The organism is Micromonospora vulcania (assembly GCF_042658605.1).
Lineage (GTDB): Bacteria > Actinomycetota > Actinomycetes > Mycobacteriales > Micromonosporaceae > Micromonospora > Micromonospora vulcania.
Genome location: NZ_JBHSQS010000016.1, coordinates 52,854 through 69,740, shown reverse-complemented (window position 1 = coordinate 69,740; position 16,887 = coordinate 52,854). Strand labels below are relative to the sequence as shown.

The following is a 16,887-nucleotide window of genomic DNA, read 5'->3' as shown; positions in this document are numbered from 1 at the left end:
GGCATGTGCGGCGGCGTCCACAGGTGCCTGCACCGTCCACAGCTGCCCCGGCAGGGGCGGCATTCAATCGGTGGTCGGGGCACGGTGGGGCGCGTGGACGCGACCCTGGAAGCCCTGCTCGGGCAGAGCGGTGGGCTCGTCACCCGGCGGGACGTGTTGCGGGTGGCACCGGCCTGGACGATCCAGGCCTCCCGCCGGGCTGGTCGGCTGGTTCGGCTGCTTCCGGAGGTCTACGTTGACGCCGCGTTGGTGTCGGAGCGGAACCCCGACTTCCCGGCCCTGGCCCGGGTCCAGCCGGAGTTGGCCCGTCGGGCGGCGCTGGCGTACGGGGGTGGGCGCGGGGCTCTGAGCCGGCTGACGGCACTCGACGTGTGGGGTCTACGCCGGCAGCGGCTGGAGGAGCCGGTGCACCTGGACGTGCCGATCGCGTCGGGTCTGTGCAGCCGACCGCACCTCGTGGTACGTCACCGTCCGGCGTTCGCCGCCGAGCCACCGCAGGTGGTTGTTCGGAGTGCGATGCCGGTGACCCGACTGGAACGGACGCTGGTGGACTGCTGGCCGCTGCTACCGCCAGCGGACCGGCCGGCACCGCTGATTCGGGCGGTCAACGATCGGCTGACCACCCCGCAGCGGTTGATCGCCGCCGTTGCCGAGGTGCCGCAGCTGACCGAGCGTACGGCGCTGCGCGAGCTGGTGGACCGACTCGCTGCCGGCTGCCGCAGTCCGTTGGAGATCTGGGGCCACGACCACGTCTTCACCGGCCCCGGTATGCCGGCATTCACCCGCCAGGCGCGGGTACGGGTGGGAGCCCGGACCAGCTACCTGGACCTGTTCGCCGAGGCGGAACGGGTCAACATCGAGCTGGACGGCGCAACCAGTCACGGAGACCCCTCCGAGCGCGAGATCGACCTACGGCGCGACGCACTGTTGGCCACCCTGGGCATCCTGGTGGTCCGCTTCAGCCACCGCCGCCTGTTGGCGGACCCCGCCCAGGTCCGGCGCGAAACCCTCGCCATCCTCGCCACCCGCCGCACCCTTCGAACCCCTCCATGAGCACTTTGTCGTCAGTAGTTGTCAGAAGGCGTAGACAACTACTGACGACAAAGTGCTCATGAAATCGGGGCGGACTCAGCGCGGCGGGACCGGGCTGGGCTGGGGCGGGATGGGGGACAGCGACGGAGATGGGGATGGGGATGGGGACGACGGGTCGCTGTGGTGGCGGAGGAGTTCGTTGATCCAGCGGGTGGCGTTGCGCTGGGCGGTGAGCATCTCCTGGCGGGCGTTCGCGACGTCCTGGCGGGCGTTCGCGTCCAGGTGCTCGTCCAGGAGGGTTGCCCACCGCTGGCTCAGTTGTTCGGCGTACCGGGCCTGCCGCAGGTGCTCCTCGAACTGGTACTCCAGCTGCACCAGCCGGTCGACGTGCGGCTGGAGCGTTGGCTTGATCCGCTCGTCGAGGCGGACGGCGGCGTCGGGCTGGCAGGTGATGACGATCTCGCCGCGCTGGTAGCGCCACGTGTCCTCGGCGAGCGCCCGCTGCACCGCCAGTTCCAGGTCCGCTGCCCGGTACGGCGGCAACTCCCGGGCGGCGTCTGCCGCGATCCGGGTCAGCCGCTGGATCGCGTGCGGCAGGTAGTACTGCGCGTACCAGCTCAGCACCTCGGCCCGCAGGTTCGCCGCCGACGACCAGGCGAACGTGGCGCGGATGTAGAAGGAGTACACGTACCCGCGGGCGGGCACCGCGATCAGCCCGGGGGCGTCGCGTTGTTCGACGAGCGGGCCGGCCTGGGACGTCGCGGCGGCCAGCCCCACCGGCTCCTCGTTCTGCAGCGCCGCGACCAGGCGATCCCAGCTTCGCGCCAACAGGCGCCAGCCGCGGACGCTCACCCGCCGGGTGATGACCAGCCCGCGCAGGCCCCGGTGCCGCCACTGTTGTCCAGGCTTCGGCCTGCTGTCGGGGGCGTCCGTCATGCCGCGCTCCCTTCTCACGTATCCGAAATATCACGCTAACAACCGGTCAACGATCTGCTCGCCGCCACGCCGCCACGAGAAACGCCGCCACGAGAAACGCCGCCACGAGAGACGCCGCCACGAGAGACGCCGCCGCGAGAAACGCGCGCCACGAGAGACGCCGCCGCGACACCGCGTCGTCGCCTGGTGCTCGTCGCGCGGTCGCGAGCAGGTCAGGCTGGGGCGACATCCTGCCCGGGTGCGCACACTGTCGACCGTCGTCGGATACCGGCTGCTCGGCGGAGCCGGCGCCGCGCTGCTGGCCGGTGCCGGCCTGGCCGCCGGCGCGCTTCCGGTCGGCGCGCACACCGCCTGGTGGACGGCGCTGCGGCAGCTCGCCGGGCCGGGGCTGCTCTGCGGGTACGCCGGGCTGACCCTGCTCGCCGTCGCCTGGTGGTGGGCGGGCCGGCACCTGCGCCCGGCCCCGCCAGCCGTTGAGACGCAGGTCGGGCACCCCGTCCCCGCGCCGCGGGTAGCGGCGGCCGACGTCGGGCACCCCGTCTCCGCGCTGCGGGTAGCAGCGGCGCAGGTCGGGCACCCCGTCTCCACGCCGGTGGGCGACCCGCGGGTCTGGCGCTCGGCCGCGCTCACCCTCGCCTGCTGGGCCGCACCGTTGCTGGTGGGGCCCCCGCTGTTCAGCCGGGACGCCTACAGCTATCTCGCGCAGGGCGCGATGGTGCTCGCCGACATCGACGTGTACCGGCACGGTGTGGCTCAACTGGGCGGGGGACTGGCCGCCGAGGTGCCGCAGATGTGGCAGCAGACCCCCGCGCCGTACGGGCCGGTGTTCGTCGCGATGGCGGCGGTGGTCTCCGCGGTGACCGGCGGCAAGCTGGTGCTGGGCGTACTCGGGCTGCGGTTGGTGGCGCTCGCCGGGGTGGGGCTGCTGGTGGCGTACCTGCCCCGCCTCGCCCGGCACTGCGGCGTCGACCCCGCCGCCGCGCTCTGGTTGGGCGTGCTCAACCCCCTGGTGCCCTTGCACCTGGTCGCCGGCGCGCACAACGACGCGGTGATGCTGGGGCTGCTGGTGGCGGGGCTCAGCCTCGCCTTCGAGCGCCGCTACGGCGTGGCCACCGTGCTGGTGACCCTCGCCGCGCTGGTCAAGGTGCCGGCGGTGGTGGGGCTGCTGGTCGTCGTCTCGCTCGCCGCGCGGCACCGCGGGCTACCGGCCTCGGTGGCGCGCACCGGCGGCGTCGCGGTGGGCACCGCCGCCGTGGTCAGCTGGGTCACCGGCATCGGGTACGGGTGGATCGGCGCACTGGGCACGCCGGTGTACCGGCACAGCTGGTCGATCTCCAGCGCGCTGGGCCGGGTGGCGCTGCGTACCGCCGGCCGGCTCGACCTGCACGTGGGCGACGCTCCGATGCGGCTCTGCCTCGGGCTGGGCGTGGCCGCCGCGCTGGCCGTCGCGGTCGCCGCCTGGTGGCACCGGCGACGGCTCGGCCCGGCGTACGCGCTGGGTCTGGTGCTGGTGGCGGTGGCGCTGCTCGGCCCGGCGACCCGGCCCTGGTACGCGCTGTGGGGTCTGGTGCTGATCGCGGCGGCGGCGCCGCACGGGCGGGCCCGGCCCGCGGCGGCGCTGGGCGCGGTGGTGCTCGCGTTCGTGGCGCTGCCCAGCGGCTTCGGCCCGGACGCGGCGCAGGTGGTGCTCGCCGCGACCGGGGTGCTGGTCGGGCTGCTCGCGGTCGGCTCGCTGCGCCTGCTGCTGCCGTCGGCACCCGTGCGGGTGGCCCCATGAGCGCCGTGCTGATCCCACCGGCACAGCGGCGATCGACGACGCGCCGGCGGGTACTGGCCATGGCCGCGCTGGTGACCGTGCTCGCGGTGGCGATCGCGGTGCTGCCCGGGCACCGGGGCTGGTTCGACGTCGGGGTCTACCACGGCGCGGTCGGGCACTGGGTACGCGGCGGCGACCTCTACCAGTGGACCACCGGGAACGGCTACGGCTTCACCTATCCACCGTTCGCGGCGGTCAGCATGCTGCCGATGGCGGCACTCGCGTGGTACCCGACGATCGTGGCGAACCTGCTGCTCACCGCGCTGGCCGTGGCGTTCCTGCTGCACCTGCTGGTGGACCCGCTGGCCCGGCGGTACGGGTGGAGCCGCTGGTACGCCCTCGCGCTGGCCTGTTGCCTGCTGGCCGGCCTGAACCCGGTGCGGGACACGGTGAGCTTCGGCCAGGTCAACCTGCTGCTGGTGGCGCTGGTCTACCTGGATCTCTGGCTGCTGGAGCGGGGCAGCCCACTGGCCGGCGTCGGGGCTGGGCTGGCCGCGGCGGTCAAGCTCACGCCGGCGATCTTCATCGGGTACCTGCTGGTCACCGGCCGCTGGCGGGCAGCCGCCACGGCCATCGGCACCGCCGTCGGCGCGACCGTGCTCGCCGCGGCGGTCGCCCCGGACGCCACCCGGACCTTCTTCACCGAGGCGCTGTGGGACACCGGCCGGGTCGGTGAGCTGTCGTACGTGTCGAACCAGTCGCTGCTCGGCCTGGTCGCCCGGCTCGACCCGGCGCACCCGGACCGGCGGCTGTGGCTGGTGCTGGTCGTCGCCGTGCTGGTGGTGTGGGCGGTGCGGGTACGCCGGGCCGTACGCGCGGGCGACGAGCGGGCCGGCTTCGCGCTGACCGGTGTCACCGCCTGCCTGGTCAGCCCGGTCACCTGGGTGCACCACCTGGTGTGGCTGGTGCCGGGGCTGGTGGTGCTGGCCGCGTCGACGTTGCCCTGGCCGCCGGTCGACGCGACGGTCCGCCGTCGCCTGCGCGCCGGGGTCGCCGGGTACGTGCTGCTGTGCAGCGGGCTGGTCTGGGTCTTCGCCAACGGCTCGTCCGGCCCGCTGGGCCTCCTCGGTGCCAACGCGTACCTGTGGGTCGGCATCGGGATGCTCGTGCTGCTTCCGATCGGCGCCGAGTTCACCAACCATTGTGGAGTCGTTGGGGCACTGGGGACTGTTGCGGCGGGCCGACAACGGTGAGACTGGGTCCGATCCGACAGTGACGCGGATCGATGGATCGGATGCTCAGGAGGCAGCCCATGTCCACCCTCGTGTCCCCGCTGGCCACGCTCGGCGCGATCCGCCGACGTACCGCCACCCTCGCCCTGCTCGTCGCCATGGTCGCCGCCGCACTGGTCGGACCATCGGTGGTGGCACCCCGGTTGACGGACTCCGCCTCGGCGGCGGTCTACAGCTCCTGCACCATCAGCCGCTGCGCCGACGCCCGTACCGCCCGCTCGGGGTGGTCCGCCAAGGGCTTCCCGACCAGCCGAGGCTGGTATTCCTGGAGCGGCGGCAAGTCCAACTTCGCCGGCGGCCGGTTCTACAACTACGAGGGTCAACTGCCCACCAACGCCACCTACTACGAGTACGACGTGTACCCGCGTACCCAGGGCGCGGCTCGCGACGCGTACCGGATCGTGGTGAACCGCAGCACCGGCGCCACCTGGTTCTCGCCCAACCACTACACCGACTTCTACCGGATCTGACCGACCCGGGGCCGGTCGGTCCACCCGACCGGCCCCGACCGTCGAGACGTCAGGAGGCACCGATGTCGCAGCGGGACGACGATCAACTGCCGGACTGGCTCAGCGTGCGCCGGGACGCGATGACCGACGTACCCGGCGTGGTGGTGCTGCCCGGTGCGGCGGCCCGGACCCGGGGCGGTTTCTTCGCCGCGCTGGCCGCCGGGCTCGCGCTGCCGGCCTACCGGGGCGACACCTGGGACGCGCTCGCCGACGTGCTGCGGGACCGACTCGACGCGGGCCCGCTGATCGTGTGCGTCGACGATGCCGACCACCTGCTCGCCGACGAGCCGGCGGGCCAGTACGCCCTGTTCCTGCGGGTGTTCGGCGACCTCGCCGGCACCGCCGCGCACCCGCTGCGCGTGCTCCTGCGGAGATAGCGCGACCGGGTCAGTTCGGCTGGTCCAGGATCGCGCTGAACCGCTCCTCGGCGAGGTCGAGCTGGCCGAAGATGTGCCGCTTCACGGCCTGCGAGAGCGGCGTGTCCGGGCGGCCGATCAGGTCCCGAAAGAGCGGCACCAGCGGCCGGTACTTCGTCGCCGAGGACACCACCTTCGGCCCCACGGTGTGGATCACTCCGACGCCGTTGTCGGTGAAGTCCGACACCTTGATCACGCGGGCCCAGGGCTCCCGGTCCAGGCTGACCGCCAGGTGCTCCCGGTACTGGACGTTGCGATCGCGCTCGGGGTCGTACACCGGGTTGGTGACCGCCGCGACGAGCGTGGCCACCCGCGGCCCGAACCGGTCGGCGAGCACCGCGAGCGCGGCCGCGGTCGGGTCGTCGCCGGCGTCGGGCCCGGCCAGCTCGGTGGGATGGTCCTCCACGGCGTCGTGCAGCAGGCCCGCGACGATCACGTCCACGTCCAACACCTGGTAGTGGTGCATGAGTCGGATGGCCACCCGGAGCAGGTGGTTGAGGTACGGCTCGCGCACCCGCCGGTCGTCGCGGTGCAGGTCAGCGGCCAGATCGAGCGCGGCGGTCAGCCGGGCTCGGGCGGCGTCGTCGAACTGTTGGATCTCCAGCCGGAAGCGTTCGAGCAGGCCGGGCTCACCGTGGATTTCGGTGATCGCGTGCATCGGCATGCTGCCCAGGTGCGGCGGGAAGTCCATGCGTCACTTATAGCCGATCTTCTCGGTGTCGATGGCCCCGTACGCTGCCGACCCGCCCGGATGCGACCCGACCGCAACCGGGCCGACGCCCACGCGGCGTTCGGCCCGGTCGTCGGGGTGCTCGGGTCAGCCGGTGATCCGCCCGGTGCCCGCCCCGGCGGTCACCGTCGACTTGACGGTGCTGGCGGCGTCCAGCGAGTACGAGTAGGGGATGGTGGCCACCGAGCCGGCCGTCTGCGGTGTGCCCGAGTTGACGAACACGTTGTTGCGGGCGACCAGGTTGCCGCCGGGGGAGGAGCCCTCACCGACGTGCGTCGGGTCGGTCATGTTCTCGAAGTAGTTCCCCTCCACCAGCACGCCCGCGTTGTTGGTGGTGGCGATGCCGTAGCTGTAGGACGGGTTGGCCGTGTTCACGTAGTAGTTGTTGTAGACGTGCACCGGATTGCCGAACCGCACCCGGGGGTTGCGCTGGAAGCAGTTGCTGAACGCGTTGTGGTGGTAGGTCACCTTCAGCTTGCCGGTGTCCTCGCCGGAGTTGCTGTCGCTGTGCCCGACCAGCGAGCACTTGACGTGGTCGTGCAGCCGGTTCCACGAGACGGTGACGTAGTTCGACCCGTGCGTCATGTCGACCAGGCCGTCGTAGTAGTCGGTGCCGCTGGTGGTGTCGCTGGACAGGTCGTTGTGGTCGATCCAGACGTTGGTGGTGTTGTCCAGGTGGATGGCGTCACCGTTGCCGACGCTGGCGCGCACCTTGGAGATGTTCAGGTTGCGCACGATCACGTTGCTGGTGTCGGCCAGGTTGAGACCGCAGCCGGACCATCCGGCGCCCGAACCCACTCCGATGATCGTCTTGTTCGAGCCGCTGCGGATCTCGGTCGAGCAGGTGAAGCTCCCGTTCACCCGGACGGTGGTCGGCGTGTTGCCCTGCACCGCGCTGGCCAGCGCCGACGCGCTGCTGACGGTCACCGTGCCACCGCCGGCGCCCCCGGTGGTCCCGCCGTTCTGGGTGGCCCAGCCGACCAGCCCGGTCTGCGGCGGCGTGGTCGGCGGCGGGTCGGTGGGCGGCGGGTCCGTGGGCGGCGGGTCGGTCGGGCCGCCGACGCCGTCCACCGCGACGTCGTCGAAGACCGCGCTGGCGTACGCGGTGACCAGCGCGATCCGGCCGGCGGCGTACGCGGTGTTCGTGCCGGCGCCGATCTGCGTACCGTTGACGAAGCCGCGGATGGTGCCTCCGCTGGCCTCCAACCGCAGCGTGTACCAGGTGCCGGTGGCGACGGTCAGCGTGGTCGAGCCGAGCACGGTGATCGCGCTGCCGTTGACCACCTGGAGTTCGGCCCGGTTGGCGTTGATCAGCGCAAGCCGGTACATCTTCGTGGCGCTGGTGGAGCGGGCGCCCAACGCGACCACCCGACCGGTGCCGTTGAACGACAACGGCTTCACCCGCGCCTGGACCTGGTAGTCGGTCCAGCTCGTCTGCCCGGCGAACGCCCGGGCCAGTTCGCTGCCGGCGTTGGCCTGGCGGTAGGCCGGCGAGCCGTCGGTGATGACCGACCAGTCGCCGCCGGACTTCGACCAGCCGTCGGCGTTGCCGTCGTCGAAGGTGTCGCCGAACAGGGTGGCCGCCTGGGCGCCGGTGGTCACGCCGACGGCGAGCGCGACGGCGATGAGGCCGGCGCCGGCCGCGGCCAGCGCTCCTCGCGGGAGGTGTGGAATGCGCACGGGATCTCCTCGGGGGTGGTGGTGGGGTGCGGGGGGTTAGACCGGCAGCCGGTCGGCGCCGGCGAGCGGGCCGACCAGGAGCGGAACCAGGGGCGTCGGCAGGACCGGGTCGCGGCGCAGCGTGGGCGTCCAGCCGGCGTCGGCGCCCAGGTCGGGCTCGTGCGCGGCGTTGTACGCGGCCAACAGGTCGACCGGGCGGGCCGGGCCGCCACCGTGCCGGACCCAGGTGCCCCGCTCGGTGAGCGCGGTGCCGCCCCAGTCGTAGAGCAGGTCGGCGTCCTGGATCGTCGCGTCCAGCGTGAAGAAGTTGTTCTGCGCGTACAGCGCGGACTGCACGCCGACACCGAGCGCGTACTGGAAGTCGGCGCCGCCGAGCCGGTAGTGGTTGTTGTAGACGTCGACCTGGCCGAAGCGCACCCGGGGCAGCCGTTGCAGGACGCCGTCGAAGAGGTTGTGGTGCAGGGTGACCTTCAGCCGTCCCACGTCCGGGCCGACGGTGTTGGACGAGCCGATGAGCATCAGCTTGTCCCGCCCGGTGAAGCGGTTCCACGAGGCGGTGACCAGGCTGGCGGTGTGTGTGACGTCCAGTGAGCCGTCGTGCACCTGGTACGGCCGCCCGAAGTAGGTCGGCTGCCCGCTGTCCGGGTTGTCGCCGTCGGTGAAGGTGTTGTGGTCGATCCAGACGTGCTCGCTGCGGCGTACCGAGATCTGGTCGTACTGGCTGTTCCAGTTGCCGGCCTCGCCGTCGGTCGGCGACCAGGCGGGGAAGCAGTCCCGCGCGTCGACGAAGGTCAGGTTGCGGACGATCACGTTCGACGCTCGGTCGATCATGAGGGTGAGCCCGGTCAGCCGGGCGCCGCGCAGCCCGATGATGGTGGTGTTCGGGCCGACGTTGATCTGGGTCTGCCGGGTCTGGTTGGCCACCGACCGCGCCCGGGCCTCCTCCAGTGCCCCGGTCGGTGCGACCCGACCCCACACCGCCGGGTCGTACGCGGCCAGGTAGGCGTCCAGTCGGTAGCCCGGATCGGCCAGATCCGCGCAGTTCAGCGGGGTGCCGTCGGGCCCCTCGAACCCGTCGACTGCCCCGTCCACATAAATGATCTTCGGAGTGGCGTCGGCGGCGTTGCTGGCGTTGTCGCCGCCGAGCGCGGCGACCAGCTCGGCGCGGCTGCGGACCACCCGGGTCCGCTCGGGAGTCGCCGTCGAGCCGCCGGTGGTCCCGGTGCCCTCGGCCGCCCAGCCGTCCCGCTCGGGCAGAGCCTGCCGCCCGAGTTGGCGGGCCGCCCAGGAGAGCCGCTCGCCGTCCGCCGGCTCGCTACGGGGAGCGGCGCCGGCCGGTGCGGCCGAGAGCAGGAGCGCGAGCACCGTGGCGCCGGTGAGTGATCTGCGCATCGATTCTTCCCATTCGCTGGTGGTGGTTCGGCATTCACCAGAAACGGTAGGTACGCAGATTAATGGGAGTCAATATATAGTGTGTGCAGGAATGTTGCAGTTGTCCGGCTCGACCGGCATTGCCCCAACCGTTGCCGGTGGGATATCCGGGTGTCTGTCCGATAAGGCCCCAAGGCGTCCGGGCGATGTTTGCACTCCGGTTGCGGTCGCCCCCTATCCCGCCAGCTTCGCGCGGTACGCGGGGACCGCCCAGGGCACCGCCAGCTCGCTCGGCAGCAGACCCTGCTCGGCCGAACGGCGCAGCACCTCGACCACGCCCCGCAGGTGGCGTACCCGCTCGGTGCCGTCGCCCACCGCGGCGACCAGGTCCCCGTCGAGCAGCCGGGGTTCCGGCGCGGCCCGCAGCGCGTCCAGCAGCGCGGTGAACGGGGCGGTACGAGCCAGCGGCGCGATCAGCGGCACCCCGAGCGGGTCGGCCCGGTGGGCGAGCAGGTTCTCCAGCAGCCCACGCCGCCCCGGAACCCGGCGGGTCACCGCGTCGCCGGGCAGCCGCAACCGGTCCGTCGGATATTCCAGCACCGCGTGCCCCGCCGTGCCGGTGACCATCACCTCGCCCGCCACGAACTCCTCCGCGGCCAGGGTGACCGCGGCCAGCACCGGCGGGGCGGCACGGAACCCGACCCGCAGCACGGCCGTGTCCTCCACCTCGATCGGCCGGACCCGGTAGCGCTCCACCTCGATGGTGACCGGCCAGGGCGGTGTCCCGCCGAGCGACTCGGCGACCGCCAGGCACTGCATCACCGCGTGTGCGAGCGGGTTGGCCAGCGCGCCGTCCAGCACCGGCCGGCCGTCCAGGGTCCGCCGACCGGCCCACGGGGAGCGGGCGTAGTAGGCGTCCGGCCGCTGCCACGCGGCGACCGTGGCGATGCCGGTCACGGTGCCCAGCCGGCCGGCGGCCAGCGCGTCGGTCAACGCGGTCAGCGCCGCCGAACCGAGCGCCTGGAAGCCGACCTGGGCCACCCGGCCGGCGTCGGCCAGTGCGCCGGTCAGCTCGTCGTGCTCGGCCAGCGACAGCACCGGCGGCTTCTCCAGCAGCAGGTCCGCGCCCGCGGCCAGGGCGTCCCGGGCGATCGGGAGGTGGGTGTGCGGCGGGGTGCAGATCACCACCACGTCCGGTCGGGCGTCGGCGAGCATCGCCCGGTGGTCGGTGAAGACCCCGACCTCGGGCGGCACCGGCGCGTCCGGGTCGTCCTGCACCGGCTGGACGTCGACCAGGGCGACCAGCCGTACCCGACCGGCCGCGTGCAGCGGCGCGATCACCCGCCGGTGCCACCGGCCGTGCCCGTTCGCCCCGATCACCGCCACCCGGGCCGGCCCGGTCATCGGGCGCCGGCCAGCATCGGCCCGGTCATCGGGCACCGGCCAGTGTCGCCTCGACGCCGTGCCGCTCCAACGCGGTCAGCCAGCCGGTCACCTCGGCCCGTACCTCGTCGTCCTGGGCCACCTCGACCGGGACGATCTCGCGCAGCGCGAAGACCGCGTCCACCGCGCCGGCCGGGCTCTGCGTGCCGGCGTCCAGCGCGGCCCGGATCGGCCCGGCGAGGGGATCCTGCAGCGGCAGCGGCCGGCCGTCGTCGGCGTAGCCCAGCGTGAAGCGCAGCCAGGCGGCCACCACCAGCGCGGCCCAGCGCGCCGACCGACCGGCCGCGCGCAGGTCGACGATGGTGTGCAGGACACGCTGCGGCAGCTTCTGTGAGCCGTCCGTGGCCACCTGGAGGGTGCGGTACCGGATCGCCGGGTTGCCGAAGCGCGCGAGGACCTGCTCGCCGTAGTCGACCACCCGGACCCCGTCCGGCGGAGTGAAGCTGGCCGCGATGTCCTCGGCGATCAGCCGGCGCAGCACGTCGGCCAGGTGGGGGATCTCCAGTGCGTCGGCGACCGTCTCGTGGCCGGCCAGCGCGCCCAGGTACGCCACGGCCGAGTGCACGCCGTTGAGGGTGCGCAGCTTCAACCGTTCCCACGGGCCGGCGTCGTCGGTGAGCACCGCCCCGGCGTGCTCCCAGCCCGGCCGGCCGGCGGGGAAGTCGTCCTCGATGACCCACTGCGCGTACGGCTCGGCGGCCACCGCCGCCAGATCGGTCACGCCGAGCGCCCGGCGGGCCATCTCGATCGTCTCCGGGGTGCTGGCCGGCACGATCCGGTCGACCATGCTGCCCGGGCAGGTGACGTTGCCGGCGACCCAGTCGACCAGCCCGGCGGGGACCCGGTCGGCCCGAACGACCGCCTGGTCGAGCATGCCTCGCAGCCGTCGGCCGTTGGCCGGCAGGTTGTCGCAGCTGACCAGCGCCACCGGTCCGGCATCCGCGGCGGCCCGGGCGGCCAGCCCGCGCAGCAGCAGACCCGGCACGGTGGTCGGGGGCCGTCCGCCGGCCAGGTCCGCGGCGAGCGCCGCGTCCAGGCACAGCTGGCCGGTCACCGGGTCGAGTTGGTACGCCTTCTCGGTGACGGTCAGCGTCACCACCCGTACGGCCGGGTCGGCGAGCAGCGCCACCACGGCGTCCGGGTCGCTGGCGGCGTGCCGCACACCGCTGAACGCGCCCACCACCCGGGTGGCGCTGCCGGCGGCGGAGAGGGCGCTGACGCTGAACAGGTTGTCCTGCGCGGTGAGCGCCTCGACCAGGGTGGTGCTGCGCGGGGCGACCGCGATGATGCCCCAGTCCCCGCCGGCCGCGCCGATCGCCGCCTCGGTATAGACGGCCTGGTGGGCCCGGTGGAACGCGCCGAGCCCGAGGTGCACCACGCCGGCCGCGACGGCGCCCGGCCGGACCAGTGGGCGGGCCTCGGCGGGCAGCCGGCGCAGCGCGCCCAGGCCGAGCCGGGAGGCGCCGACGGTCACCGCCATGCCGGGCCGTCCGGGAAGCGGAACTCGGCGATCGACGCCGGTTTCATGGTGGCGCTGTAGCCGGGCCGCTCGGGCAGCAGGTAACGGCCCTCGCGGGTGCGTACCGGGTCGACGAAGTGCTCGTGCAGGTGATCGACGTACTCGATCATCCGACCGTCGAGGGTGGTGCCGACCCGCAGGTAGTCGAAGATCGCCAGGTGCTGGACGTACTCGCAGAGGCCGACGCCCCCGGCGTGCGGGCAGACCGGCACCCCGAACTTCGCCGCGAGCAGCAACTCGGCCAGCACCTCGTTGACGCCGCCGACCCGGCACGCGTCGATCTGCATCACCCCGATCGCCTCGGCCTGGAGAAGCTGCTTGAAGATCACCCGGTTGGCGGCCACCTCGCCGGTGGCCACCCGGCACCGCCCACCGGTCAGCTCGGTGACCGCGCGGGCGATCCGGGCGTGGCCCAGGATGTCGTCGGCGTGCGTCGGCTCCTCGATCCAGTACGGGTCCACCTCGGCCAGCGCGGTCATCGCGGCGATCGCCTCGTCGACGTCCCACACCTGGTTGGCGTCCATCATCAGCAGCGCGTCCGGGCCGATCTCGGCCCGGATGATCCGGGCCCGCCGCAGGTCGTCGGCGAGCGGGCCGCCGACCTTCATCTTCATCGCCCGCCAACCGTCGTCGTACGCCCGCCGGGTCAGCGCCCGGACCTTGTCGTCGGGGTAGCCGAGCCAGCCGACCGACGTCGTGTACGAGGGGAAACCGTCGCGGTCCAGCGTGGCCAGTCGGTCGGTCAGCCCGTCGCGGCCCTTGTCGAGGATCGCGGCGGCCTCGTCCGGGGTGAGCGCGTCGGTGATGTGTCGGAAGTCGACGCTGGCGACCAGTTCGTCGGTGGGCAGCTCGGCGAGGAACCGCCACATCGGCTTGCCGGCCAGGGTGGCCCGCAGGTCCCAGACCGCGTTGACCAACGCGCCGGTCGCCATGTGGATGACGCCCTTCTCCGGACCCAGCCAGCGCAGCTGCACGTCGGCGCTGAGCGAACGCCAGAACGCCACCGGCTCGGCCGCGATCTCCTCGACCGTCCGGCCCCGTACGTGGTGGGCCAGCGCGCGGACCGCCGCGCAGGTGATCTCGTTGCCGCGTCCGTTGGTGAAGGTGAACCCGGCGCCGGTCGGCCCGGCGTCGGTGCCCAGCGCCACGTACGTCGCCGAGTAGTCGCCCCGGTTGATCGCGTCGGAGCCGTCGCCCCGTTCGGCGGTCGGGAACCGCACGTCGTGCACCTCGACCGAGGTGATGGTCACGCTCATCGATCCTGCTTTCCGAAGTTGAAGACCCGCTTGGGCAGCCGGTACGCCAGGTCGACGATGGTCTCGGCGGCCTCGTCCAGGGGCAGCCGGTGCTCGGCGACCAGCCGGGCCAGGAAGCCCGCGTCGACCCTGCGGGCCACGTCGTGACGCACCGGGATCGAGCAGAACGCCCGGGTGTCGTCGACGAACCCGGTGGTGTTGTAGAAGCCGGCGCTCTCGGTGACCGTCTCGCGGAAGCGACGCAGCACCTCGGGGGAGTCCAGGAACCACCAGGGCGCACCGAGCAGCAGCGCGGCGTACCCGCCGGCCAGCGGTGCCAGCTCCCGGGTGAAGGTGTCCTCGTCGAGGGTGTAGAGCACCACCCGCAGGCGCGGGTCGTTGCCGTAGCGCTCCAGCAGCGGGGCGAGCCCGTGCACGTACTCGGTGGCCTGCGGGACGTCGCCGCCGACGTCCCGGCCGTGCCGGGCGTGCAGCCACCGGTTGTGGTTGCGGACCGCGCCCGGGTGCAGCTGCATGACCAGGCCGTCGTCGAGCGACATCCGGGCGAACTCCACCAGCATGTGTGCCCGGAACGCCTCCGCGTCGGCCGGGTCGGCCAGTCCGCGCCGGCCCCGGTCGTAGAGCCGCGCGGCCTCCGCCGGGTCCAGGTCCAGGGTGCGCGCGGTGGGGTGACCGTGGTCCGACGAGGTCGCACCGGCCGCGATGAACGCGGCCCGGCGCACCCGCAACGCGGCCAGGTAGCCGACGTACGTCGAGGTGTCCTCGCCGGCCACGTCGCCGAGCCGGTCCACGTTGGTCGACCAGCCCTCGAACTCCATGTCCACCACGTCGTCCGGGCGGAAGGTGGTGACCACCCGGCCGCCCGGCCCGCCCCAACCGTCGGCGGCGAGCTTGGCGTGCTGGCCCAGGTCGTCCAGCGGCGACTCGGTGGTGGCCAGCACCTCGATGCCGAACCGCTCGAACAGCGCCCGGGGCCGGAAGTCCGGCTCGGCGAGTCGCGCCGCCAACTCGTCGTAGAGGGTGTCGGCGGTGGCCGGGCCGAGCGGCGTGTGCACCCCGAACACGGTGCGGAAGGTCTGCTCCAGCCAGAGCCGCGACGGGGTGCCCCGGAACAGGTGCCAGTGCGCGGCGAAGCGCCGCCAGATCACCCGGCCGTCGGTCTCCGCCGGGCTGCCGTCGCGGGTGGGCACGCCCAGCTCCGCCGGGGGTACGCCCTGGCTGAGCAGCATCCGGGTCAGGTAGTGGTCGGGCACGATGAGCAGCTGCGCCGGGTTGGGGAACGGCCGGTCCTCGGCGAGCAGGGCCGGGTCGACGTGCCCGTGCGGCGAGATGATGGGTTGGTCCGCGGCCAGCGCGTACAGCTCCCGGGCCAGCGCGCGCAGGCCGGGCTCGGGCGGCAGGAGCAGGTCGGTGTGGTCGAACGTCGGCACGGGGGGTGTGCTCCTCGTCTCCTGGGTCAGCGGGGGGTGAGCAGGTCGGCGACCCGGACCGGTTGACCGGTCTCGAACGACCGGTTGGCGGCCAGGCCGGTGAGCAGGGCCAGTGCGCCGTCGTCGGCGGTCGCGGTGCGCTCCAACGGATCGGGTACGCCGCCGAGGAGCACCGCGGTCATCCGGGCGTCCGCGCCGCCATGCCCCGCACGGGTACGCCCCGGCACGGGGATCTGCTGCGGCGGTGCCCAGAACGGACGCAGGGTGAGCGTCGCGCCGCCACCCTCGGCCGGTGCCTCGGTGCCGTGCAGCGCGGCGCCCTTGACCGCGCCCGCGGTGCTCCGGTCGACGAAGTCGTTCTCGGTGACCTCCAGCTCCAGCCGGCCCCGGCTGCCGTTCACCATCACCCGGTAGCCCTCCCAGGGGGCGTACGCGGTGAGGTGGTAGGTCATCGTGGCGCCGGTGGAGTAGCGGGCGAGCACCGCCATGTCGTCCTCGATGCTCACCCCGGGGGCGAAGACGTTGCGGTCGCGCTGGTAGCCGTCCTCGGCCTCGGCGTCGAGATAGAGCTCGCGCAGCCGGGGGTGTGCGTCCAGTCGCAGCGCGAACGGGTCGTCCACGGCGGCGGGGGAGCCATACGCCCGGTCGTAGTCGCGGGCGTAGCCGTGCCGGCGGCCGTCCTCGCCGTAGAAGAACAGCCGCCCGGCCGCGTACACCTCGACCGGGCTGGCCGCCAGCCACCAGTTGACCAGGTCGAAGTGGTGGCTGGCCTTGTGCACCATCAAGCCGCCGGAGGTGGCCTTGTCGCGGTGCCAGCGGCGGAAGTAGTCGGCGCCGTGCCGCACGTCGAGCAGCCACTCGAAGTGCACCGAGCCGATCTCGCCGACCGCGCCGTCGGCCAGCAGCCGGCGGACCTGCTCGTGCAGCGGGTTGAAGCGGTAGTTGAAGGCGACCGTCACCCGGCCGTCGGTCTGTCGTACCGCGTCCAGGATCCGCCGGCACCGCGGCGCGTCCACGGTCATCGGCTTCTCGGTGATGACCTCCCGGCCCGCCCGCAGCGCCGCCACCACGTACTCGTCGTGGGTGACGTCCACACTGGTGACCAGGACGACGTCCACCCGCTCCTTGTCCAGCATGGCCGCGAAGTCACCGGCCGGGTAGGTCGGCACCGGGCGGTGGTCCAGCTCGGTCAGCCAGCGGTTGTGCGCGTCCATCCGGGCCTGGTTGACGTCGGCGAAGGCGACCAGCTCGGTGGTGTCGGCGTGGTCGAGCACCAGTGCCCGGACGAACATCTCGGCCCGCGCGCCGGCACCCACGACGGCGTACCGGATTCGACCGTCGGCTCTCGGTGACATGTCGGCCGCCTCCCCGATGATCCTGCAAAGGTTTGCAGTGAAGTAACCATGTTCGATCCGATCGCGTCAACGAGCGCGGCACAATCGGCGGTAAATGTCAGTGTTTGCGCGGCTAGAAGTCACCAACGGGAGCGTCGGCGCAACAAAACCGTAACCGTCCAC

14 protein-coding genes are annotated in these 16,887 nt (G+C 73.0%); 5 read left to right on the top strand and 9 right to left on the bottom strand.

Annotated elements, in window-relative coordinates; translation table 11 throughout:
• The first annotated feature begins 93 nt into the window (after window positions 1-93).
• On the top strand, window positions 94-1,053 hold the full coding sequence (locus ACFQGL_RS23795; protein WP_377514584.1) for a DUF559 domain-containing protein: 960 nt from the start codon (window positions 94-96) through the stop codon (window positions 1,051-1,053).
• Between the two features lie 75 nt (window positions 1,054-1,128).
• Here ACFQGL_RS23795 and ACFQGL_RS23790 read toward each other — a convergent pair whose 3' ends face one another.
• Entirely contained in the window at window positions 1,129-1,968 is an 840-nt protein-coding gene (locus ACFQGL_RS23790; protein WP_377514583.1) for a hypothetical protein, read from the bottom strand.
• Window positions 1,969-2,206: 238 nt separating this feature from the next.
• On the opposite strand from ACFQGL_RS23790, the gene mptB reads away from it, so the two are divergent.
• The 4 genes from mptB to ACFQGL_RS23770 all read left to right on the top strand — a co-directional run bounded on the left by mptB (window position 2,207) and on the right by ACFQGL_RS23770 (window position 5,902).
• The gene (gene mptB / locus ACFQGL_RS23785) at window positions 2,207-3,745 is read left to right on the top strand and encodes a polyprenol phosphomannose-dependent alpha 1,6 mannosyltransferase MptB (RefSeq protein ID WP_377514582.1); all 1,539 of its coding nucleotides are present in this window, start codon (window positions 2,207-2,209) and stop codon (window positions 3,743-3,745) included.
• The gene (locus tag ACFQGL_RS23780) at window positions 3,742-4,977 is read left to right on the top strand and encodes a glycosyltransferase 87 family protein (protein WP_377514581.1); all 1,236 of its coding nucleotides are present in this window, start codon (window positions 3,742-3,744) and stop codon (window positions 4,975-4,977) included. Before mptB ends, ACFQGL_RS23780 begins: the two co-directional genes overlap by 4 nt.
• A 59-nt stretch (window positions 4,978-5,036) precedes the next feature.
• Window positions 5,037-5,486, top strand: coding sequence for a ribonuclease domain-containing protein (locus tag ACFQGL_RS23775; protein ID WP_377514580.1), 450 nt, complete (start codon window positions 5,037-5,039; stop codon window positions 5,484-5,486).
• A gap of 62 nt (window positions 5,487-5,548) precedes the next feature.
• Window positions 5,549-5,902 (top strand): barstar family protein, encoded by a 354-nt coding sequence (locus ACFQGL_RS23770; RefSeq protein ID WP_377514579.1) that lies wholly within the window; start codon window positions 5,549-5,551, stop codon window positions 5,900-5,902.
• Between the two features lie 10 nt (window positions 5,903-5,912).
• Here the strand turns inward: ACFQGL_RS23770 and ACFQGL_RS23765 are convergent, their stop codons facing one another.
• The 8 genes from ACFQGL_RS23765 to ACFQGL_RS23730 all read right to left on the bottom strand — a co-directional run bounded on the left by ACFQGL_RS23765 (window position 5,913) and on the right by ACFQGL_RS23730 (window position 16,725).
• Complete coding sequence (locus ACFQGL_RS23765; RefSeq protein WP_377514578.1) at window positions 5,913-6,632, bottom strand: HD domain-containing protein; 720 nt, start codon at window positions 6,630-6,632, stop codon at window positions 5,913-5,915.
• Between the two features lie 126 nt (window positions 6,633-6,758).
• Window positions 6,759-8,351 (bottom strand): pectate lyase family protein, encoded by a 1,593-nt coding sequence (locus ACFQGL_RS23760; RefSeq protein WP_377514577.1) that lies wholly within the window; start codon window positions 8,349-8,351, stop codon window positions 6,759-6,761.
• A 36-nt stretch (window positions 8,352-8,387) separates the two neighbouring features.
• Entirely contained in the window at window positions 8,388-9,743 is a 1,356-nt protein-coding gene (locus tag ACFQGL_RS23755) for a pectate lyase family protein (RefSeq protein WP_377514576.1), read from the bottom strand.
• A 213-nt stretch (window positions 9,744-9,956) separates the two neighbouring features.
• Window positions 9,957-11,126: a Gfo/Idh/MocA family protein gene (locus ACFQGL_RS23750; RefSeq protein ID WP_377514575.1), complete on the bottom strand. Its 1,170-nt coding sequence runs from the start codon at window positions 11,124-11,126 to the stop codon at window positions 9,957-9,959.
• 25 nt (window positions 11,127-11,151) lie between these two features.
• Window positions 11,152-12,645, bottom strand: coding sequence for a mannitol dehydrogenase family protein (locus ACFQGL_RS23745; protein ID WP_377514574.1), 1,494 nt, complete (start codon window positions 12,643-12,645; stop codon window positions 11,152-11,154).
• On the bottom strand, window positions 12,636-13,940 hold the full coding sequence (locus ACFQGL_RS23740) for an enolase C-terminal domain-like protein (protein ID WP_377514573.1): 1,305 nt from the start codon (window positions 13,938-13,940) through the stop codon (window positions 12,636-12,638). The genes ACFQGL_RS23745 and ACFQGL_RS23740 overlap by 10 nt, the downstream gene beginning before the upstream one ends.
• A complete protein-coding gene (gene uxaC, locus ACFQGL_RS23735) occupies window positions 13,937-15,370 on the bottom strand; it encodes a glucuronate isomerase (RefSeq protein ID WP_377514572.1) in 1,434 nt (477 codons plus the stop codon). Before uxaC ends, ACFQGL_RS23740 begins: the two co-directional genes overlap by 4 nt.
• 26 nt (window positions 15,371-15,396) lie before the next feature.
• Window positions 15,397-16,725 carry a Gfo/Idh/MocA family protein gene (locus ACFQGL_RS23730; RefSeq protein ID WP_377514571.1) on the bottom strand — a complete coding sequence of 443 codons (1,329 nt, stop codon included), beginning with the start codon at window positions 16,723-16,725 and terminating at the stop codon, window positions 15,397-15,399.
• Window positions 16,726-16,887: the final 162 nt, after the last annotated feature.